Origin of the sequence: Prevotella communis (genome assembly GCF_022024175.1) — a bacterium.
In the GTDB taxonomy this organism is placed as follows: Bacteria; Bacteroidota; Bacteroidia; order Bacteroidales; family Bacteroidaceae; genus Prevotella; species Prevotella communis.
The window spans coordinates 1201481-1222029 of the sequence record NZ_CP091794.1; the positions used below are offsets into that span (position 1 = coordinate 1201481).

Genomic DNA, 20549 nt, shown 5'->3' on the forward strand with positions numbered 1-20549 from the left:
AACGTTCATTATTCCCTGTCTAACTTGTCTTTGATATAATGATAATAGTTCTCTGGCTTGATATCTTCAGGGAATAAGTTTCCTACAGCTATTCTGCATTCCATAGGATTCACTTCACATGCTTTCTTCAGGTAGCTGAGAAATTCTTCGTTTTTTTTCAGTTCGTAGCAACACAAGGCCATGTAGGCATAGCCCTCGGTGTTTTTGCCTTCTTCTTCCTCGTCGTAATGGGTCAGGAATCTTTGTAGGAATGCATATGCGCCTTCCACATAGCGATTATCATGGAATGACACGATAACGCGTAACATTGTCTGTTTACGTGAGTCACTCATTCTTATTGCTTTGCCGAAAGCTTCTTTTGCCTCATCCAGTTTTTCTGCAGTCAGAAAAATATGTCCTCTGATGAGTAGAATCTGTACAAGGTCGTACTCCATAGCCTCTGCTTGATCTAAAACCTCCAACGCTTTGTCGGGCTCTTTGTTCTCCGCATAGGCAAAAGCCAGTTCCTGGTAGATATCCCAGAAATAAGACGAGTCTTTTGTTGTGATAGCCTGTGCTTTCTTCAAGACTTCTATAGCCTCTTGCAGTTTCAGCATGTTGATGAGGCATGTTCCTTCGTGGAGTAGGGCAAACTCATCATCGGGCTCCAGTTCCAAATAACGTTGATAGTATTTCAGCGCTTCCTCGAAGTTGTTCAGACGCAGCAGTCCGTTGGCTTTGGTGATGAATCCTTCCGGATCTTCAGGTTCCAGGGCGATGGCATATTCACTGCTTTGAATAGCTCCGCTATAGTCTTCGTTCATGAATTGTGCCGATGCCAGTGCGTTCCAGTATTTCTTGGAGAACGGATCTTTGTCGATGAGCTCATTGAAGATACGTTTGCCGTCCTCGTATTTGCCCATTTCTACAAAGGCCTTGGCCAGGATTTCCTTGAATTCAGTAGAGTTCTTTACATTGGGGTCGTTGGGATTGCCTCTTGTTACCCACTGTATCACCTTTTCTGGCAACCTCCAGTCCATGAAGATATTTGCCGCATCGACTATGAAATCCTGTTGCTCGTCAGACGGCAGGTCACGGAAATTCTCCTCAAGATATTCTTCCGCCTCTTCTATATTTCCTTCACTGATAAGGATCTCTGCGCGGTCGAAAATATAGTCAGGCGATTCCTTGTCAATCATCTGTTCCAGCAGCTCCCACGCCTTCTGTGGGTCGTTCTGTTGAAACAGCGCCTCATGAATGCGATAGGTGAGGGGAGACGAGGAACCTGGTGAAAGACTCAGGGCAAGACTGATGGCCTCTTCCGCCTTGTCCTTCTCGCCTGTGTATTGGTAGTAGTCAGCGATATCCACCAAATCGTCAGCATCCATAAACACAGGTTCTCCTGCGTTTATGGATGTCTCGTAAGAATCGAGGAGTTTATGAAACGCCTCGCTGTCGAAATATTTATCGCCAGTATTCGTCATTATTTTTTCCAGGTGTCCTTGAGGCCTACAGTCTTGTTGAATACAGGCTTTTCAGGTGTAGAGTCAGGATCTACGTTGAAATAACCTATACGCTGGAACTGCAGATAGCTCAGAGCAGGCAGTTTTGCTGCGAATGGTTCGATATAGCAGTCGGTGAGGATATGCAGGTTGTCGGGGTTCATCATCTGACGCAATGCATCAGCACCCTTGATACCTTCCTCTTCCTCCAGTCGCTTCAACTCGTCGCGTGGGTTCTCCATTTTCCACAGACGCTCGTAGAGGCGTACTTCTGCCTTCACGGCGTTGTGACAACTAACCCAGTGCAGTGTCTTACCCTTAATCTTGCGGTTTGCGCCGGGCAGACCGCTACGTGTCTCGGGATCGTAGGTGCAGTAGATGGTGGTCACCTTTCCATCAGCATCCTTGTCGCAGGGGTGCTCCTCGTCGCATTTAATGATATAAGCGTTCTTTAGACGTACCTCCTTGCCGGGAGCCAGGCGCATAAACTTCTTCTCGGCTACCTCCATGAAGTCGTCACGCTCAATCCAAATCTCGCGACTGAACTCTACCTCGTGTGTGCCATCTGCCTCATTCTCAGGGTTGTTGATGGCGGTGAGCATCTCCTGCTGACCTTCAGGATAGTTGGTGATAACCACCTTCACGGGGTCGAGCACGGCACTGACACGCAGGGCACGTGTGTTCAGGTCATCACGCAGGGCACTCTCGAAGAGCGCCATGTCATTGAGTGCGTCAATCTTTGTATAGCCAATCTTCTCCATGAAGTTCTTGATGCCTTCAGGAGAGTAGCCGCGACGACGGAAACCGCAGATTGTCGGCATTCGGGGATCATCCCATCCGTTGACCAGTCCTTCGCTGACCAGTGTGCGCAGGTTGCGCTTTGACAGCAGGATATAGTTCAGGTTCAACTTGTTGAACTCTGTCTGACGGGGACCTTCGAAGTCAGCAAACTTGTCACCCATATTCTCCAGATAACCCAGTTTCTGGGGATTCTCCAGCGTGCCCAGCCATTCCTTCATCCAACCTACGAAGAGGTCGTACAAGGGACGATGCTCCACAAATTCCAGTGTACACCATGAGTGTGTGACACCCTCAAGGAAGTCACACTGTCCGTGGGTGAAGTCATACATGGGGTAGGCGTTCCACTTGTCACCAGTCTTCACGTGGGGAATATTCAGTACGCGATAAATCAATGGGTCGCGGAACAGCATATTGGGGTGAGCCATGTCAATCTTGGCGCGCAGCACCATCTTTCCTGGCTCGCACTTGCCGCTGTTCATGAATTCAAACAGCTTCAGACTCTCCTCTACAGGACGGTCGCGATAGGGTGAGTTTGTACCAGGGCTGGTCGTGGTACCCTTCTGCTGGGCAATCACCTCAGCACTCTGCTCATCCACATAGGCACGATCCTGCTTGATGAGCCATACGGCAAAGTCCCACAGCTCCTGGAAATAGTCGCTGGCGTAATAGACGTGAGCCCAGTCATAGCCCAGCCACTTGATATCCTGCTCGATATTCTCGATAAATTCTGTATCCTCTTTTACGGGGTTGGTATCGTCGAAGCGCAGGTTGCACTCGCCACCGTATTTTTTAGCCAGTCCGAAGTCGATGGCAATGGCCTTAGCATGACCAATGTGCAGATAGCCGTTAGGCTCTGGTGGAAAACGCGTCTGCATGCGTCCACCGTTCTTTCCTTCTGCCAAGTCATCTTTTACCATCTGTTCTACGAAACTGAGGCTTTTCTTCTCCTCGCCTTCGTTCTGTATCATTTCTGCCATATAATCTTTTTCTTGTGTTTTTTATTTTTGAGACTGCAAAGGTACAAAATAATTCTTAAATCTTAAATCTTAATTCATAATTATTTTATCCCTCGCTCGTTAAGTGCTTTCGCATAGCGTGCCGCATTATTGAGATGCTCCTGATAGCTGGTGGCGAAATTATGCGTGCCCGAGAAGTCCTCCTTGGCACACATATATATATAGGTGTGAGCCACGCGGTTGAGTACAGCGTCGATTCCTTGAATGGAAGCCACCTTGATAGGGCCGGGAGGCAGTCCTGTGTTCTTGTAGGTGTTATAGGGACTGTTCACCTCCAGGTGGTTATGATAGATGCGTTTCAGGGCGAAGTCCTTCAGGGCGAATTTCACCGTTGGGTCGGCCTGAAGCGGCATGCCAATTTTCAGTCGGTTCAGATACATCCCTGCAATCATGGGCTTCTCGGCATTGTTGGCCGTCTCCTCGTCGATGATGCTGGCCAGTGTGCACACCTCGTCTGTTGATAATCCCAGTTCCCTGGCTTTCTGCTTGCGCTCTTCCGTCCAGAACTTATCGTGCTCGCTCATCATGCGCTGCATCAGCTTATCCATGCTGGTGTTCCAATAGACCTCATACGTGTTGGGTACGAAGATACTGGCGATGGTGCAGGTGTCGTAGCCCAACTGTTCACAGAAATCCTCATCGGTCAGTGCCTGCGCTATGCTGGTGCTGTCGAGCATCAATTTCTTTGATAGGCGTGCAGCCATCTGTTCCATGGTGCGACATTCCGGGATGGTCAGCATCACGGGCTCCTGTCGGCCGTTTCTCATCATACGAAACACGCTGACGGTATTCATGCCAGGTTCTATGGCATAGCGTCCCGAACGGATATGCCCGTCGTAGTCGTAATGACGTGCCAGCGTGCGAAATCCTGTGAGGGCGCTGTGTGATGCCAGTGGCTCCAGTTTTGCATATACCGAGTCTGCCGTATCGTCCTCATCGATGTAGATATACTGCTTATTGTCCTGTGAGGCAAAAGCAGAGAAGAAATAGTTGTAGCCTATAGCCACGATTCCTGCCAAGCAGATAGTGGCAGGAATCAGGTAGTATTTGGCTGTGTATTTTTTCATTCTTTTCTTTTTTCCAAACATTTATTGGTGCTGATCGCGCAGCAGGTCGTTAACCGTCTTAACGGGGTTGAACGTGCCCAGAGGCACCTCTACGAAGATGGTTGACCAGTCGCTCATGGCACCGTTCCACAATCCGGGCAGCTCCAGAGCTTTCAGTTCCTTTCCACCTTTCGACTTAGAAGAGATGAATCCTGTGGTCTTATCCACGAAATCAGGTAGGTTGAAAGGCTGTCCCTTGTAGTCCTTCACGGCGCAAACCAGGTCAACGGGGTTGAAGTGTGTGCCCTGTGTGAACATCTTCATGTATTCAGCATTGTTGGTATCTATCTGACTGCTTTCCAAAATCTGTAGTGAAACAGTGCCGTCCTGATTATAGGTGAGGAACGGACCACCACCGGGCTCGCCCACATTCTTCACCACGCCACACACACGCATGGGGCGGTTCAGCTTGCGGCGCAGGTAGTCGGCATCCACCTTATTATTCTTGGGGTTGGTGCAGAGGTTCTTTTCTACAAACTGGGCAATCTGGTCGATTTGGGCATCTGATGGGTTGTTGTCCAACTGACGCAGGTATTCGAAGGCCTGCTTCTGCAGACTCACCAGTACACCGGCGATGACCTGCTTCCATTCCACGGTCTCAGGCTTCAGACGGTCGGGCACCACGTTGTCGATATTCTTAATGAAGATAACGTCAGCCTCAATCTCGTTCAGGTTCTCGATGAGCGCACCGTGACCGCCCGGACGGAACAGCAATGAACCGTCGACCTCGCGGAATGGCGTGTTGTCGGGATTAGCGGCAACTGTATCTGTTGAGGGCTTCTGTTCAGAGAATGTGATATCATACTTGATGCCGTATTTCTGTGCGAAGCCATCGGCCTTCTCTGCCACCTTTGCCTTGAAGAACTCCAGGTGGTCGTGACTCACGGTGAAGTGTACGTGAGCCTCACCCTTTGAAGCGGCATAGAGTGCGCCCTCCACGAGGTGCTCCTCCATGGGCGTACGGGCACCCTCTGCGTATTTGTGGAACAGCAACATACCCTTTGGCAGCTGACCGTAGTTCAGTCCCTCAGCCTTCAGCATGTTGGCAGCCACAGCCTTATAGTTGCCTTCTGCCATCAGAGCCTTGATACCTTTGCCCTCGTTTTTCACGCAGACAGCATCCAGCGCCTCGTAGAAGGCAAACTTCTCAATGTCGTTGAAATATTTCTTCTCGAAATCGGTGGTAGGCACGTCATAGTCGGCATCCACGAATGCAAACATATTCTTGAACATACGACTGGCGGCGCCACTGGCAGGTACGAACTTCACGATACGCTTACCTGCAGCCTTATAGTCCTCCCAGGCTTTCACGTACTGTTGACGCTCGCTCTCGTTGGGGGCTACGATGCCGTTACCTACTGCAGCTGCTGCTTCCAATTTCAGGAAGGGGAAGCCTGTTTCAAACTCCTTCAACTGTGTCTCGATCTGCTCTTTCGTGATACCACGCTGAGCAATCTGTTTGAGGTCTTTTTCTGATAGCATAACTTTGCTTGTTTTTGATTTTTTATTTTCGGCCTACAAAATTAAGAAATCTGAGCGAAATGCCCAAGGAAAAATGGAAATACTTTTCTGAAAAATCTGTAAATAGTGTCTATAAACGACAGGTCAGTCCTAACTTTGTTTCAAACGTGTTGGCTTTCACCATGTCGTGATATTTGTAGAAGGTGCGGCGTGAATAATAGGCGCCCGAGAGCGTGATAGACCACTGCTTGTTCAACTGTACCTCCATAGCAGGATTGATTACCAGCAGCAGCGCATTACTATGATCTCCCTGTACATTGAGATAATGAAGGTCCTTGGTGCCGTCGGCAAAGGCCTGCAGATCCTTGTCCTCATAGCCCTTCCATGTGTAGATACGGAAATATTTGGCATTGAGCATGAAACGTCCGAAGTTGCCAAATTCTATTTGCGTCTTTGACTTCACGCTGAATCCGCTGCCCATGTTGTAATCGCGCTCAATCACATTATAATAGTCACTCTTTGTACCGCCCAGCAGGATGCCGCTCATAAAAATTCGCTGTTCCAATTTCGTCATGGCACCAGTCTGTGGCAATGACAGGATGAAGCCAGGACCGAAGCCCGCTGCCTCACTGATGCGGTAGGGGGTCAGCTCAGAACCATCCTTAATGGGCTTGGCGTCGTAGTAGTTGAAGTGCTGGTAGATACCAAATTCGCCCGCCATGTCCTTCTTGTCCAGAATAGGCGTACTCCACAGGCGTCCTACGATGTTCAGCGTGTTGACGAAGGGCTGTCCGCCACCGAAGGCGGCATTCATCTCCAGGTCGAAGAAGTCGTATGGTGTTGTATGGCGCTCACCGTCTACCGGTGTGCCGTACATCAGCGTGATGTTCACGTAAGGCGCATGGATGCCGCGGAACAGGGCACCGTTGTCGGCCAGATAACGCCAACCTACAGAGAACGACATGTCCACGGGAATCTTGCTGAATTCATGATAGCGATAGTGGTCGCTGCGCACGCGCCAGGCATCACCGCTGAAGATACGATGCAGTCCTTGTATGGGGTTGATGATGGTGGCTGCAGCCTCGCGCAGGAAGCGACTGCAGCCGCGGTCACGGTCATCCAGCACCGTGCGGCTCAGCCTGTGGGTCATCTCACCGATGGCAATACCGCCACAGGTTGTGGCGATGACGTCGTTGATGGCAGGCGGTTCCGTCTCTCCCAGAAACTCCCACATCAGTGAACCGCCCAGCGCATAGGGGGCCGATTCCCAGAAATTGAGTCCGTTGCTGCGTGCAGCGTTGAAATAGAGGTTGCCGTGATAGGGGTGTGCAAACAGGTTGGTGATAAAGAAGTCGTTATCCCATACCATGCCGTCGGTGAAGTTGCGCTTCAGTGAGTTCAGCGTGGTCTGGGCAAAGTCCGAGTTGAGGGCATAGCGGTCAAACAACTGTACGCCTACGTTGATACCCGTTGCCTCGGCAGCAGCCTGCCAATAGCGCTTTGGTTCGGGCAGTGCCATCGTGGAGTCGGTGAACACAATCTTTGAACGCTTCTCGTCCCATGCACGTTTCCAGGAGTCGTGCTGGTTACGTTGCTGACGGTATGTCAGGCCAAATTCCAATAGCGGACGGTTCCTGTATGTCTTGTTGCAATCATAGTAGCGTGTTACGCCCCAACCTACAGAAGCAAACGCACCGAGTTTCTTGCTTATGCGATAGTCGGCATTGATGCGGGCTTGTAGAGAGTACAGACGCTCTGGTTTGTCGTTGTTGTTCCTTGAGAATGTTTCTACATGGTAATAGCCCATGTCGCCACTCAGACTCCATCTTGGGGATAACTGTGTATACTGTCCTATACGATAGAATATGGCTCCCGAGAATTTAGAGTCGAGTCCCATGAAGTGTGTACCCACACCAATCACGTTGTATGTGCTGCGATTGCGAAATCGCGCAGCCAGGTTCATCTTGGTCGAAGAACCTGCATATGTCATCACGTCGATATGAGTCGCCGGGTTGATGTTCACTAATCCTATCTTATGGCCTATCGAGTCGTACGATAGGTTGACGAGTCCCACCTGCCAGCCTTGAGGATGTTTGCGTGTCACATTCAAAATACCAATCTGTGCACCATTGAGCGAATCGGCATAGTTGACAGTACCCATCTGCCATCCGTTCATTCGCTTGGATGAGATATTCAGAATGCTCGACATCTGCAGCCCCTTATCCATGCCTTGGGTAATGCTGCTGACACCACCCATCTGCAGACCGTTGAATGTGTGTCCAGATGTGTTCGATACGCCGCCAAATTGGAAACCGTGACCACCTTCAGTCGTTACCGATGAGATAAGTCCAAACTGAAAGCCCTTCACCGTGTCCTGTGCACTGACAATACCAACGGGGAATATCTGAGCCTCTACGCCTATCGTCGTCATGATGGCGATTGCTACCAAAAGCCCTTTTTTCATAAGTGTACTATTTTGTCTATAGGCTAACTGTATAGTATTAGCGCTTACAAATATAAGAAGAATTAATAAAACACCCAAGAAAAAGAAAATCTTTCTACTTTTTCTTGGGCGTTTTTTTATTTTGAAAGACTTGTGCTTAGATACTCAACTCGTTCAGCACGGTAATCAGACGCTTGTCAAAGCGCTTGTCGGTGCGGATACATTCTGAGAAGGGCACATAGACCACGTCGTTGTTTCTTACGCCTACCATCACGTTGCGCTGTCCCTGCATGATAGCCTCAATAGCACCTACACCGGTGGTTGATGCCAGCACACGGTCGCGGGCCGATGGGGTGCCGCCACGTTGCAGATGACCAAGGATTGACACACGTACATCGAACTCAGGGAACTCCTTCTTCACACGGTCGGCGTAGTAGAGGGCGCCGCACTTGGGACTCTCGCTCACAATGACGATGCACGACTTCTTTGACTTGCGGATGCCTCGCTTCATGAATTCGGCCAACTGGTCTTCGTCGGTAACCTCCTCTGGCACGATGGCAGCCTCGGCACCACTGGCAATAGCGCAGTACTGGGCCAGGAAGCCGGCGTCGCGTCCCATCACCTCCACGAAGAAGATACGCTCGTGCGAGTTGGCGGTGTCGCGGATACGGTCCACGCACTCCATGATGGTGTTCATCGTGGTGTCATAGCCAATTGTCGCATCTGTACCATAAAGGTCGTTGTCGATGGTGCCAGGCAGTCCAATCACGGGGAAGTCAAACTCCATGCCGAAGTTCCTTGCGCCCGTCAGCGAACCGTTGCCGCCGATGACCACCAATGCGTCGATCACTTCCTTCTGACAGGTCTCGTAGGCTTTCTGCATACCCTCGAGTGTCATAAATTCCTTTGAACGTGCTGTTTTCAGAATCGTACCGCCACGGTTGATGATGCCTGATACGTCCTCGGTGGTCAGTGTCTTCACCTCACCTTTTATCAGTCCGTCATAGCCGCGGTAGATACCCTTGATTGTGAAACCATTGTAAATGCCGGCACGTGTCACGGCGCGGATGGCTGCGTTCATGCCTGGCGAGTCGCCTCCTGAAGTTAAAATACCTATTGTTTTAATCTTATTCATAGCGTACTATTACATTATACTTCTTTTAGTTTTGCATGGTGCAAAGATACAAATTAGAGATCAAATCGCAAAAAGAAAACCATGAAAAAAATCGTTTTCCGCATACATTATTGATGTAAAAGTATTAATTTTGCAGCCAGAATTCAGAAAATCGGATAAACATAAAACTATTAACGAATATGAAGAAAAATCTTTTATTGATGCTTGCCCTGCTGTGCATGGTTGCGCAGGGGCCGCTATTCACGTCGTGCAGCAAGGATGATAACCAGACGGAGAAACCGCTTCCAAAGACGTATTTTGCCTCGTGGAACCGGTGCGACGCGCTGGATACGCTAAAAGCATACGTGGAGGATGTGACCAATCCGAAGTCGGCCCATTTTATCAGTAAGGAGGACCGCATTGCCACGTTCGACATGGATGGCACGTTTGTTGGCGAACTCTATCCCACCTATTTCGAGTATAATCTGCTGGAGTATCGCGCCCTCGACGATCCCGACTATAAGGATAAGGCGCCAGAGGATGTGCGCGAGGCTGCATTGAATATCCGCCATTTCGTGCGTGAGGGCATGGCGCTGCCCGACCATTTCGATATGATTCATGCCCGTGCTGCTGCCAAGGCCTATGCCGGCATGACCATTGCCGAGTTTGATGCCTATGTGAAGAAGTATGCCGCCACGCCAGCCAATGGGTTCACGGGGATGACCTACGCCCAGAGCTTCTACAAGCCCATGCTGGAGGTGTTCGACTACCTGAAGGATCATGACTTTACCTATTACGTTGTCTCCGGTTCCGACCGCTTTATCTGTCGTTCCCTGGTGGAGTCGCTGGGCATCGAGCCCAACAGGGTCATTGGCATGGACGTTTGTCTCGCTACCAATGCGCAGGGCGGGAATATCGGTGTTGACTACACCATGAAGAAGGATGAGTATCTGGTACGCACGGACAGTCTGATTATCAAGAACCTGAAGACCAACAAGGTGCGCCAGATCAGTCAGGAGATAGGCAAGATACCCGTACTGTCGTTTGGCAACAGCAGTGGCGACGAGGCGATGCACAACTATTGTCTGAGCAATCCAAAGTACCGCACTGCCACCTTCATGCTTGTGGCCGACGATGCCGAGCGCGACCATGCCAACCTCGCCGAGGCTGCCAAGCGTGAGGAGAAATGGCGCAAGAACGGCTATACCGTCATCTCTATGAAGAACGACTTCAAAACTATCTACGGCGATGGGGTAGTGAAGACGGAATTCAGTTTCCAATAGGCTTTTTTGACGTTTTCCCCCCACCTCTCACTCCAAACGCGGGAAATGCCCTGTGGCAAAGGCTTTGAGGGCAGTGAGAGGTCTTTTTACCCTCTCACCCACCTCTCACTGGCCTCTCACTCAAAGGGAATTTTGGTAATATGTCGTTTCTACATATGACAGGGAATAATACGTAGTTAGCGAACTCCGAGTCCGACGCCTGCGGACTCGGAGTCCGTGCCCTGCGTACGGGCTATTTGCTTTAATCATCCTGGCAACAGGAAAATAATGAGTTGCGATGTCAAATTTACTAAAATACGATATCAAACTCGCTAAGATACGATGCCATAGTTACAGAGATACGATTTCAAAGTTACTGAAATCAGAAGATTCCGAGTGAGAGGGGTAGTGAGAGGGCAGTGAGAGGGTAAAAAGACCTCTCACTGGCCTCTAAGCCTTTGCTACAGGGAGTTTCCGACGTTTGGAGTGAGAGGTGGGGGTAATAGCAAAAAAAGTACGCAAAAAACTAAATATCCACTGATTTATGATTAATAATCAAACTTTTTTATTGAAAAAATATTGTAAGGATGGTGAATGACAGGCAATTATCGACATCCTTAAAAAACAAAGCGAACAAGCTGTTCATCAGCTGTTCGCTTTGTTCTTTTATATATCGACCATTTTCTCTTCTGAAGAGCGTCTTATCGTATAACACGTACCAGTCCCCTTCTGTCTGCGCCGTCGAAACAAAAAGTGTAGGCTGCCCTTTCTTCGTCGGTAGCCGTTCGTAACTTAGGATACCAGAGAAGCGACTGGCTGTACTCATGTCCTTCCTCGTCACGGCCGTAAATGTGTTCGGCATCGAACCAAATCTCCTTAATCTTCATAGGCTTGTCCTCTTTATTCTTTCTTTCGCAAAGATAGGAATTATTTTTGATACCACGAACGTTTTTGGCTAATTTTTTGCTATGAATCTAACAATTCAACGATTATGAGAAGGGAACCAATCGTGCCACGGGACAGGTAACTGACATATTGATGTGTGATAATAGATTGGTAAAAAAAACGGGCGTGAATCAATTCACGCCCGCATTTTGTTGATATATCGATGATGATTACTCACCCTTGAGGCTTCGCCTCTAGAAAACTCACGCTCGTCAATAAGAGCAAGCTCTTACTGTACTCGCTTAATCGTTTCCTTTGATAGCTGCTACACCGGGGAGCACCTTACCCTCGATGGCCTCGAGCAGAGCACCACCACCAGTAGGAGGTACCAGTCCCTAATCATTACAACGGGCTGAGTAATGCACAAATTATAAGATTGTAATTATTGTATCTCATTTTTTTTCCAAAACATTTGGTGATTTCGTAAAATAATCTTATTTTTGTACCCGAACTCCAATTATATGGAGAGACATATTGATGAAAAAGCGTTTATCTGACGCTTTGTCTTTGGCTCAACGAATCTAGCAAATTCAAATCACTGTCAAAGAACAAAGCAACGATGGATGCCTATTTGGGTGTTTATAAGCAACCCGCCCCGTTTTGGGTAAGGGTAAGCTATATACATCGGCGTGGGCTTCTGGAGTTGCTCGTTCTACAGTGAAGGGCATGCTAGAGCCACGTTGAGCGGGACGAGTAACAGGTAGTTGCCCCGCTTTTTTCGTCTCTATGGGTTACCAATAGCTATTAAAAAACGTCTTGTGATAGGGCAATAGCAGGATACAAAAACTATAATGAGATGAAAAGAGTAATTAGTCGTTCGATGATTTTAATTTGTTTTGTAGGATTAGTTTGTGTAACTTTAATGTCCTCTTGTTCAAAAGAGGAAAAAGACGAAGGCCCAAAATACAGTGAAGAGCAATTGTATGTACGTCCTTGGCAGGAGTATCCTCAGTCATACATCAAGTTCTTTGATTATCGTATGACATTCCGTCTGCTTAACATCCAGCGTAATGGTTCTGCCCTACAGGTAGATTATGTTTTGACCAACACTGGATTTAATCAGGAAGTTGAATTGCTGTTTGAGATGCCAGATATTGCTGCTCACGATGATTTAGGAAATTCGTATAGTGGTAAATTCGGCAATAATGCTGATGTCGTTTCGACCATCAACGGAGAATCTTTCTCAAGTTATGGATACGCCAAGCGAGTTAAGTTCATGCCTAATCAGGCAATTAAAGGCAGCTTCACCATTAAGAACTTTGATATAAATGCTGCTCAGTTCTCGTATACTTGCAAAGTCTCTTTGGGCACAACAAAGGGAATCACTCTGGTATACGATCGTATAGATTTTGTGAACATCCCTGTTGAAACAGGCGAATATCAGAATATGTAAGAATTAAAAACCAAGATTCTTATGAAAGCATTAATTAAGTCCTTCACAGTATTCATGTTGACAGCACTGCCCCTTATGGGCAGCGCCCAGTCTGTAAATTATGCGAAATCCCTCATAAAAGAGGGTAAATACCTTGAGGCTGCTAAACAGTTAAGGCCACTTGCTGATGGAGGCAATGCTGAGGCACAATACCTGGCTGCAAAGCTATTTTTTGAGGGGAAGGGTGTTACCAAGAATGTGAACCAAGGTATAAAATATGCTACGTTATCTGCAAATCAGGGATATGAGATGGGAGTATGTGCTTTATATGATTATTACAGTTCTGCCAATAATAATATTAAAGCTTTTTCTGTATTAAAGAGCTATACTGACCGATTTCCTGATTTGAAAGTGGCTAATTTTACTGGCTTCCGTTTGTTTAATTGTTACCTAGAGGGAAAGGGGACTACGAAGAACGAAGAGCTAGGATGGGAATTGTTTGAGAAGAATAATGATTATGAGTGGAATATGAAGTATATGGCCGGATTTGGCGAAAGGTATTGGAACTACAAAGCAGAACAAGATGGAGTCTCCGATATGTTTGATTATGCAGATTATCTTTATTGTAATTACTATAAAACAAAATACTACGAACTAGAAAAGTTTATTAGTGAAAAGAAATGCAAAACTAAAACAGATTGGGCTGAAGAAGCTGATAATGGTCATGTTTGGGCAAAAGCTAAGTTGGCCGAAATTTATCTGAATGAAAACAATCCTCAAAGAGCTTATGCATTGGCACAATTAGCTATGGGGCAAGGTTCTTGTTTAGCCAAAGAAATATTTGAGCGTGCTGAAAAAAGTATAAATAGAATGACTCAGAGTAGCTCAACAAATAATAATTCTAGCAGGGCTTATAGCTCTGGCATTAATTCGTCGGCCAAGACAGGCTTTTACAAAGTTAATAAATATCGAACTAGTGCTACAGATGTTATATTGACTAAAATTGATGTTGGTAAGTCATATACTACTATTACGTTGAAATATCGTAATAATACAAATGGCGCACGTCGTCTGACAATAAATCCCAATACTCATGTTGAATATAATGGTAGAACTTATAGGATGACGGGAAATAGTGTGCCCCCCTCTGGAATAATGGTAAATGGAAATGGTTCATACGAGTTCACAATATCATTTCCACAAATACCATCTAATGGTTCCGATGGCTTTAACCTAATAGAGAATGGCTCTTGGAAATTTTATAATATAACCTATTAACAACTGGTTTGCAATGAAGAAAATAATTACTTTGCTATTATTGGCGTACTGTACTACAATTTACGCTCAGTCTTTGAGTAGTATAGAGTCTTTACTTAAGCAGGGAAGGTATACAGAAGCAGCTAAACAGCTACGTCCTTTAGCAGATAGAGGAAACTCTACAGCACAATTTTGGGCAGCTTTCTTGTTTTTTGAAGGAAAAGGTGTGAACAAGAGTGAAGTGCAAGGTATTAAGTATGCTAAACTGGCAGCGTCACAAGGCAATGATGATGTTGCAGGGTATATGATGCAAGTTTGGCGAGAAACTCAGTCGAATACTTTAAGAACTGCTATTTCACAGTTAATAAAGGATTATGTGAAGCGTTATCCTTCAACTAGGGATAATAGTAAAACGTGGGTATTATATGCATATTACTCAATCGTAGGTTCCCGAGCTCCAGAGTGGAATTTTACTACGGACGAAGATCTTGGTTGGAGTATATTAGAAAAAACAAAGATTAAAAATGTTTTAGAAGAACTCGGGCTCAAACCTAAAGCCTATTTAAATTATGTTCTAGAAAAGAGCGGTTATTCTTCTATGACTCAATATATTAGTCAGAATAATAATGTGTCAGATTTTCTTCTTGATGTAATTGTTAGTGATTTAAAAGAATCACCTGGTTCACCATTAAGCGACAAGTATAACCCTTGGTATCCATTAGCAAGAGATGGTAATAAATACGCATTATATATTTGTGCTGAAAAGTTTTATGATTATTATAATAAGCAGATAGACAAATTTGGAAAAGGTAATGCATGTATAACATTTGCTACTAGCTATTCAAGTAAAGCCTTTAGAGCAGGTGTCCAGAAAGCAAAATATTTAGCTGATATAACAGAAAAATACCACATAGGCCTGTCAATAACTCATAAAGGAAATGTTTATACGGTATTTTATGTTGGTGATGGTGGTGCAAGAGATTATCTTGCAGCTAGTAGAGATTGTAAAATGCTAACTTATTCAGAAGCGCAACAGTGGACAAGAGATGCTGGTGTTTACTTGGCAAATAATGAATTGCATATGAAATATCTAGTAGCAGAATTAGCAAAGAGTGGCGAGGATGTTTCAGGAGGTTATTGGATTATCAATGGGTTATGCGAATTTGATAGCAAGGGAAATTTCATAAAATTCTACTTGCCACAAGATGTTCCAGCCAGACTTGGAAATAGACATAAAACATACTTGATTCTATAAATAAACAAAAACCATACAACAATGAGAAAGATTAAAACCAATATGTTGTTAACAGCCAGCGTTATTGTAGCAACATTGCTATTTAGTAGCTGTGGAAAGGAAAAGAGTGGTTACAATCTTGAATATTTGGCTGTTCAGATGTCGAAGGGTGATTCATGGAGCATTATCGACAGAGATGGAAATGAAGTTGTTAAGGAGGAATATCCTTCAGATTCAAAAATATCAGAGATTCACAATGGTGTATATTGGGTGCAATCTGATAGTAAATATCAACTCTTCAATATTGAAAATCCCAAAAAGCCTGTGGTTGATGAAGAGTTTGCTGATGTAACACCTTTCTATTCTGGAGTTGCTGTTGTCTCGAACCCAAATCAGCCAATACAAATAATTGGGAAAGATGGAAAAATGGTAGCTACACTAGGAAAAGATATTAAACGTTGTTTCAGTATATCGAAAGAAGGTTATGGTATATTCTATAACCAAGATAAAAAATATGGCATAATTAACAGCAAGGGTCAAGTAATAATACCTCCAGCATACTCATCAATTTATTGTTGTTATGAGGGAATCATATTGGCCCAAAAGAGTGAGGATGATAACACACTACTTATTTTGGATATGAAAGGAGAAAAACAAGGAGAAATCGATACTAGGAAATATGAAAAATTATTTGGGGATTATAGTGAAGGGAAGCTTGCTGTTAGAAATGCAGGAGATGAAAACGGGCAGGTAGTAATCCTTGATAAAACTGGTAAGAAACTGTTCGAAATAAAAAAGTCAAGGGCGTTATATGGTTACTTTAGTTATAATAGTGGCTACATGGATTTTGAAAACGGTGATTTTAAATGTGGTGTTGCAAATGATAAAGGCGAAATAGTAATTAGACCCAAATACGATAAAATAAGAAATGTTTTGGGTGGTGGATTGTTTTTCGCCAAAAAAGGAGATAAATGTGGTGTAATTGATGCAGAAGACAATACGATAATCGACTTTGATTATGATGATGGAATCTTGGGAATGGGAGACAACTTTTTAATGCAAGATGGCGAATCATATTCATTAATTAATAAAGAGGGTAAAGAAATTATTGCTTTCGACAATATCAGTAATGAGGTAATTGGATATGTTGATTATGTGGATTTGGAATCTATAAGTGCTTCTATTCTTAAAAGTATTGAGGAGTTTGAACAAGCTACACCTATTTCCCAATCAGTAAAGACTATTTTTAAAGAATTGGATATTAATCAGGCAGGTTCTTCATGTGGTATAACGCATCGTACAACACTTGACGATAAAGTTAATGTTATTTTAGAGATAACATATGATAATAATCTTGCAGAAGAGAAATTCCATACAGAAAAGGTAAATGATGGATGGTTTACTTATGATAGAAACGTAAGTGATGGTGTTCATTGGACCAATGCTGTTCCAGAAAGAATATCAGGAACGATCTCTTTAACAGATGCCGCGGGGATCAATATTTCCGATTTATACAAGGCACTACTTGCAAAGCTTTCAGATGGACGCAAGAAACTTTCGGACACAAAATTCTCCAAGATTGTAAAGACTTCAAGACAGACATTAGAGTGTCAGACTTCTCTAGAATTGGAAGGGTACAACATTGAACTGGTAATTGTTCTCCGTAGATAGACTTAGAATATGAAAAAAATATTATTATTTCTATTTTCGATAATAATATTGGCGGCTTGCGTTAATGGCAAGCCGTCAGTGTCAGCAGATGATAACGATGAATCGTCAGATTCTGCAACGGTTGAAGTGCTACAAGATCAGGCTACCAAATACGATGCTACTGATGCTCAGAGCTTCGGCCTGAATGGTATGGTGAAGAATGTAGAATATCAAATATACTCTACTTATGAGGAGGATGGAAAAATTAATCAGGGTAGTTTGTATGAACGTGGTGACATTACCTTTGATAAGTATGGGCACATCCTTGTTGATGAGTGGTTGAATGAGTATGGTTATGATGCTGAAGGTAATTTTTATCGTGGAACTCATTTATATACCAAAATTCAGCGTGACAAAGATGGACGGTTGTCAAAATATGCCGATGTTGACCCCACTGGAAAAAGTGAAGTCTATAATACATATGTATTTAAATACGATAAAAACGGAAGGCTATCATCAGTCAATCTGAAAGGTTGGACTGTAGAATGGACAGAAAAGAGATTTTATAAAGGCGGTAATATTTATCCAGAATCTGTAAGTAGAACTGGAACAAATATGGGCAGTGGCTCGTTTTCTTCGAGCCAGAATTATGTATACCAACATTTTGACACCATCGGAAACTGGACTGAAAGAACTATAGTTCAGTCCGATGCTGGTGGAGAGGTAGTTGCAGACAGCGTAGCTCTTAATGAAAGTCAGCAGGTTAGAGAGCAAAAAGTCCAGGAACAAATAAAAATAGAGAAACGTATAATAACATATTATGAATAGAATGCTTATAATGCTGGAATTCAGATATGTAAATATTAGGTGTCGAGTTACAATCGCTCGGCACCTTTTTTATTATCCCAAATCCCGGTATCCCAGTTTTCTACGGGCGGGGTATGATGTTTGAGACTGTTATTTATTCAATTCTCTGATAAAATATTGAATTGCAGTTTTTAATGGAGCAACCTCATTCTTGATTATCCACAGAATCTGGGATGCATCAACATCAAAATAATGATGAGCAATAATATCTCTCATACCTTTTACGTTTTTCCAAGGTATGGATGGATATGTAGGCAAAAGCTTTCCATCTGTGGTTTTATCGAGATTCTTAAGACTCTCGCCAATTGCTATGAGCAACATACACGTAGCATCAAGCAATACCATACCAGAAGACGAACATAGGAAATCGTCAACTGTCTGAATATCCTTTGTTCTATCTTCAAGCCTACCGATGGCCGAAAGAATGTCTTCAAGAATATCTAATGCGATGTTCTTGCTTTCAGAAGATAAAGATTCCATCTTTTAAGATACGTTTTCTTAAGCGTGGATTAAGGTTTTGATGATTGCGGATGATGTCGACAGATGCTCCAGTCTCCTTTTCTAAGAACTCTTTAGCATCCTGCAGCAAGAAAGGATTAGGCGTTTGTGTATCAACAAACAGATCAATGTCGCTCTTCTCTGTCTGCTCTCCTCTTGCAGTAGAGCCAAACAGAGACAAAGAAGTTATACCATACTTATCTTTGAGTATAACCATATACTTCTTCAGCAGTTTGATACATTCATCCTTTCCCATATAAATATAGTATTTTGCTGCAAAAGTAAACAAAAAAGCCGAAAACTCAAAAACTTTCTACAGAAATCTTTATTTATTTAGCGCTTTGGCCTCTTAGGTTAAATAGAGTCGTGCCACGGGACAGATACTGTTTTAAAAACCAAACTTTTTGGATTAAAAGTGAGACATTTTAACAATCCTTGTCTATTGATTGCATTTACACGCAGCATTCATGCCCTGTTTTCAATGTAAATTGCGACAGGGCTCTGCTGTGATGTAAGATTCAATGCTTAGCGAGTTCCATAACAACAATCAGTGTATGGCGTTTATCGTCTGCGGCGATGTTTTTCTGATGTTTACGGGTGCAGCCGCACTGGCTCTCCTCAGCAGTGTGCTATGTTTTATGATTATTTCTTTGTTATTTAAAAGGATTTGATTAACTTTGCAGCCATCAAGGGAAGAGTGCGTTCTGCGGCTATTCTTCAGCCAATGTTCCAACATCTATCCCGTGAGGCTGGCCTTCAGTGGTTTCAGCCTCTTTCTTTTGCCTATTACATGTAGTCTTGTCACGTGTCGGGTCATACTTCTCTCCGCTTTTCCAAAGGCTGTATATGAGCAGTAGTAGCTTGCGCATGGTGGCTGTCACTCCAATCATTTTCGACTGTGTATTTCTGGCACACAGACGCCCATAGAAATCTTTCATCTGAGGATTATACTGAGTGCTGACAATGGCAGGAAAATAGAGTGCCGTCCTGATGTGTACGTTTCCCTGCTTTGAGATGTGACGCTTAGGGTCTACAGGTCCCGACTGATGTGCAGGAACATCAAGCCCTGCATATCTTGTCAGCTGCTTGCGGTTAGTTATCAGCGCAAAGCCATTGGTCTCTGCAACCACTGTGACTACAGTCATAAAACCTACGCCGTTGATGGTGGTGATGCGGTCAATACGCTCAGACAGTCCTGGCTCCTGCTTGATCTTCTCGCGGATGGCCTTCTGGTTGCTGACCAGTTGCTTGTCTATCTCGTCGATGAGTTTGTTATAGTGCTTGACGATGCTCTTCTCCGCTGTCTCGCTGTGTGCGAGTGCCTCCAGATGATTCTTTAGCTCTGTCTTGACCTTATTGATGTCGGCCGCGAAGCGCGTCATCTGTCGCAGTTCTCTGTAGATAGGCGATGGCGGCGTCCAAGGTTTGAGGCGCTTGTCCAAACAGCCCAACATCCCAAGAGTATAGGCATCCATGTCATCGGTCTTTGTGAGGATACCCTCGTACTTAGCAAACTCACGGGCCTTGTTAGGCAACACAACGCAGACGTTCAGACTGAGTTTGTTCAGATGGGATGCCAGCTGCTCGTAATAGACACCGGTGGGTTCCATCACATAGCGCAAGGGATAGCCCTTCAGAGCCTCTTTACGGCTCCATTTGACGAACTGGTTGAAACCAGTCTTGTCGTTGTTAAACACTACAGGGGCGGTAGAGCATCCCTGATCGAACTCATACATACACAGGCAGGCAGTGAACGTACCCTTTGCAATGTCGATTCCCACGCACTGCATAAACCACTTGCCAGGTTCGAAATTCGGTTTCATACGGTTTGAATTTTGAGTTAATAATGTTGATGATTATAGCCTCAAATCCTCACCGCCTTTCCTCTTGTATATACTCTGAATCATCCCCTGCCATACCTGATCGATGTCCTCTGATACTTCGTCCTGGCTCCAAAGATCTGAAAAACGAGGGTGGAAGTTTGATCTGTCCCACGACATAGTCTCTACTTATCTAGGTGAGTGTCTTCTCACCCTCAACGG

The 20549-nt window shown here is 44.8% G+C and carries 16 protein-coding genes; 6 read left to right on the top strand and 10 right to left on the bottom strand.

Annotated elements, in window-relative coordinates; all coding sequences use genetic code 11:
* Positions 1 to 8 precede the first annotated feature (8 nt).
* The 6 genes from L6466_RS04775 to pfkA form a co-directional block, all read right to left on the bottom strand.
* Positions 9 to 1463, bottom strand: coding sequence for a tetratricopeptide repeat protein (locus L6466_RS04775; RefSeq protein ID WP_237801905.1), 1455 nt, complete (start codon positions 1461 to 1463; stop codon positions 9 to 11).
* Positions 1463 to 3259, bottom strand: coding sequence for a glutamine--tRNA ligase/YqeY domain fusion protein (locus L6466_RS04780; RefSeq protein ID WP_091818013.1), 1797 nt, complete (start codon positions 3257 to 3259; stop codon positions 1463 to 1465). The genes L6466_RS04775 and L6466_RS04780 overlap by 1 nt, the downstream gene beginning before the upstream one ends.
* A gap of 80 nt (positions 3260 to 3339) precedes the next feature.
* The gene (gene mltG, locus L6466_RS04785; RefSeq protein ID WP_237801904.1) at positions 3340 to 4365 is read right to left on the bottom strand and encodes an endolytic transglycosylase MltG; all 1026 of its coding nucleotides are present in this window, start codon (positions 4363 to 4365) and stop codon (positions 3340 to 3342) included.
* A gap of 21 nt (positions 4366 to 4386) precedes the next feature.
* Positions 4387 to 5886 (bottom strand): DUF4301 family protein, encoded by a 1500-nt coding sequence (locus tag L6466_RS04790; RefSeq protein WP_237801903.1) that lies wholly within the window; start codon positions 5884 to 5886, stop codon positions 4387 to 4389.
* A gap of 109 nt (positions 5887 to 5995) precedes the next feature.
* Positions 5996 to 8329: a DUF3943 domain-containing protein gene (locus L6466_RS04795; RefSeq protein ID WP_237801902.1), complete on the bottom strand. Its 2334-nt coding sequence runs from the start codon at positions 8327 to 8329 to the stop codon at positions 5996 to 5998.
* 136 nt (positions 8330 to 8465) lie between these two features.
* Positions 8466 to 9443: a 6-phosphofructokinase gene (gene pfkA / locus L6466_RS04800; RefSeq protein WP_091852951.1), complete on the bottom strand. Its 978-nt coding sequence runs from the start codon at positions 9441 to 9443 to the stop codon at positions 8466 to 8468.
* Positions 9444 to 9622: 179 nt separating this feature from the next.
* Between pfkA and L6466_RS04805 the strand changes: the two genes are divergently transcribed.
* Positions 9623 to 10705, top strand: a complete 1083-nt coding sequence (locus L6466_RS04805) for an HAD family hydrolase (protein WP_237801901.1) — start codon at positions 9623 to 9625, stop codon at positions 10703 to 10705.
* 680 nt (positions 10706 to 11385) lie between these two features.
* On the opposite strand, the gene L6466_RS04810 is transcribed toward L6466_RS04805, so the two are convergent.
* A complete protein-coding gene (locus L6466_RS04810) occupies positions 11386 to 11571 on the bottom strand; it encodes a hypothetical protein (RefSeq protein ID WP_237801900.1) in 186 nt (61 codons plus the stop codon).
* An 854-nt stretch (positions 11572 to 12425) separates the two neighbouring features.
* Between L6466_RS04810 and L6466_RS04815 the strand changes: the two genes are divergently transcribed.
* Genes L6466_RS04815 through L6466_RS04835 form a run of 5 tightly spaced genes read left to right on the top strand, consistent with a single transcriptional unit; the run spans position 12426 to position 17970 of the window.
* A complete protein-coding gene (locus L6466_RS04815) occupies positions 12426 to 13022 on the top strand; it encodes a hypothetical protein (protein ID WP_237801899.1) in 597 nt (198 codons plus the stop codon).
* A gap of 21 nt (positions 13023 to 13043) precedes the next feature.
* Entirely contained in the window at positions 13044 to 14279 is a 1236-nt protein-coding gene (locus tag L6466_RS04820; protein ID WP_237801898.1) for a tetratricopeptide repeat protein, read from the top strand.
* 13 nt (positions 14280 to 14292) lie between these two features.
* The gene (locus L6466_RS04825; protein ID WP_237801897.1) at positions 14293 to 15513 is read left to right on the top strand and encodes an SEL1-like repeat protein; all 1221 of its coding nucleotides are present in this window, start codon (positions 14293 to 14295) and stop codon (positions 15511 to 15513) included.
* A gap of 21 nt (positions 15514 to 15534) precedes the next feature.
* Positions 15535 to 17163, top strand: coding sequence for a WG repeat-containing protein (locus L6466_RS04830; RefSeq protein ID WP_237801896.1), 1629 nt, complete (start codon positions 15535 to 15537; stop codon positions 17161 to 17163).
* Between the two features lie 9 nt (positions 17164 to 17172).
* Entirely contained in the window at positions 17173 to 17970 is a 798-nt protein-coding gene (locus L6466_RS04835) for a hypothetical protein (RefSeq protein ID WP_237801895.1), read from the top strand.
* Between the two features lie 129 nt (positions 17971 to 18099).
* Here the strand turns inward: L6466_RS04835 and L6466_RS04840 are convergent, their stop codons facing one another.
* The 3 genes from L6466_RS04840 to L6466_RS04850 all read right to left on the bottom strand — a co-directional run bounded on the left by L6466_RS04840 (position 18100) and on the right by L6466_RS04850 (position 20330).
* On the bottom strand, positions 18100 to 18489 hold the full coding sequence (locus tag L6466_RS04840) for a HepT-like ribonuclease domain-containing protein (protein ID WP_237801894.1): 390 nt from the start codon (positions 18487 to 18489) through the stop codon (positions 18100 to 18102).
* Entirely contained in the window at positions 18470 to 18763 is a 294-nt protein-coding gene (locus tag L6466_RS04845) for a nucleotidyltransferase family protein (RefSeq protein ID WP_237801893.1), read from the bottom strand. The genes L6466_RS04840 and L6466_RS04845 overlap by 20 nt, the downstream gene beginning before the upstream one ends.
* A gap of 454 nt (positions 18764 to 19217) precedes the next feature.
* Positions 19218 to 20330, bottom strand: coding sequence for an IS110 family RNA-guided transposase (locus tag L6466_RS04850; RefSeq protein WP_237801892.1), 1113 nt, complete (start codon positions 20328 to 20330; stop codon positions 19218 to 19220).
* Positions 20331 to 20549: the final 219 nt, after the last annotated feature.

Bases quoted from the DNA above. Each gene is read 5' to 3' on its own strand.
- L6466_RS04815 (WP_237801899.1), top strand. From the start codon at position 12,426: ATGAAAAGAGTAATTAGTCGTTCGATGATTTTAATTTGTTTTGTAGGA.
- L6466_RS04810 (WP_237801900.1), bottom strand. From the start codon at position 11,571: ATGAAGATTAAGGAGATTTGGTTCGATGCCGAACACATTTACGGCCGT.
- L6466_RS04825 (WP_237801897.1), top strand. From the start codon at position 14,293: ATGAAGAAAATAATTACTTTGCTATTATTGGCGTACTGTACTACAATT.
- L6466_RS04805 (WP_237801901.1), top strand. From the start codon at position 9,623: ATGAAGAAAAATCTTTTATTGATGCTTGCCCTGCTGTGCATGGTTGCG.
- L6466_RS04795 (WP_237801902.1), bottom strand. From the start codon at position 8,329: ATGAAAAAAGGGCTTTTGGTAGCAATCGCCATCATGACGACGATAGGC.
- L6466_RS04845 (WP_237801893.1), bottom strand. From the start codon at position 18,763: ATGGGAAAGGATGAATGTATCAAACTGCTGAAGAAGTATATGGTTATA.
- mltG (WP_237801904.1), bottom strand. From the start codon at position 4,365: ATGAAAAAATACACAGCCAAATACTACCTGATTCCTGCCACTATCTGC.
- L6466_RS04835 (WP_237801895.1), top strand. From the start codon at position 17,173: ATGAAAAAAATATTATTATTTCTATTTTCGATAATAATATTGGCGGCT.
- L6466_RS04780 (WP_091818013.1), bottom strand. From the start codon at position 3,259: ATGGCAGAAATGATACAGAACGAAGGCGAGGAGAAGAAAAGCCTCAGT.
- L6466_RS04775 (WP_237801905.1), bottom strand. From the start codon at position 1,463: ATGACGAATACTGGCGATAAATATTTCGACAGCGAGGCGTTTCATAAA.
- L6466_RS04820 (WP_237801898.1), top strand. From the start codon at position 13,044: ATGAAAGCATTAATTAAGTCCTTCACAGTATTCATGTTGACAGCACTG.
- L6466_RS04840 (WP_237801894.1), bottom strand. From the start codon at position 18,489: ATGGAATCTTTATCTTCTGAAAGCAAGAACATCGCATTAGATATTCTT.
- L6466_RS04830 (WP_237801896.1), top strand. From the start codon at position 15,535: ATGAGAAAGATTAAAACCAATATGTTGTTAACAGCCAGCGTTATTGTA.
- pfkA (WP_091852951.1), bottom strand. From the start codon at position 9,443: ATGAATAAGATTAAAACAATAGGTATTTTAACTTCAGGAGGCGACTCG.
- L6466_RS04850 (WP_237801892.1), bottom strand. From the start codon at position 20,330: ATGAAACCGAATTTCGAACCTGGCAAGTGGTTTATGCAGTGCGTGGGA.
- L6466_RS04790 (WP_237801903.1), bottom strand. From the start codon at position 5,886: ATGCTATCAGAAAAAGACCTCAAACAGATTGCTCAGCGTGGTATCACG.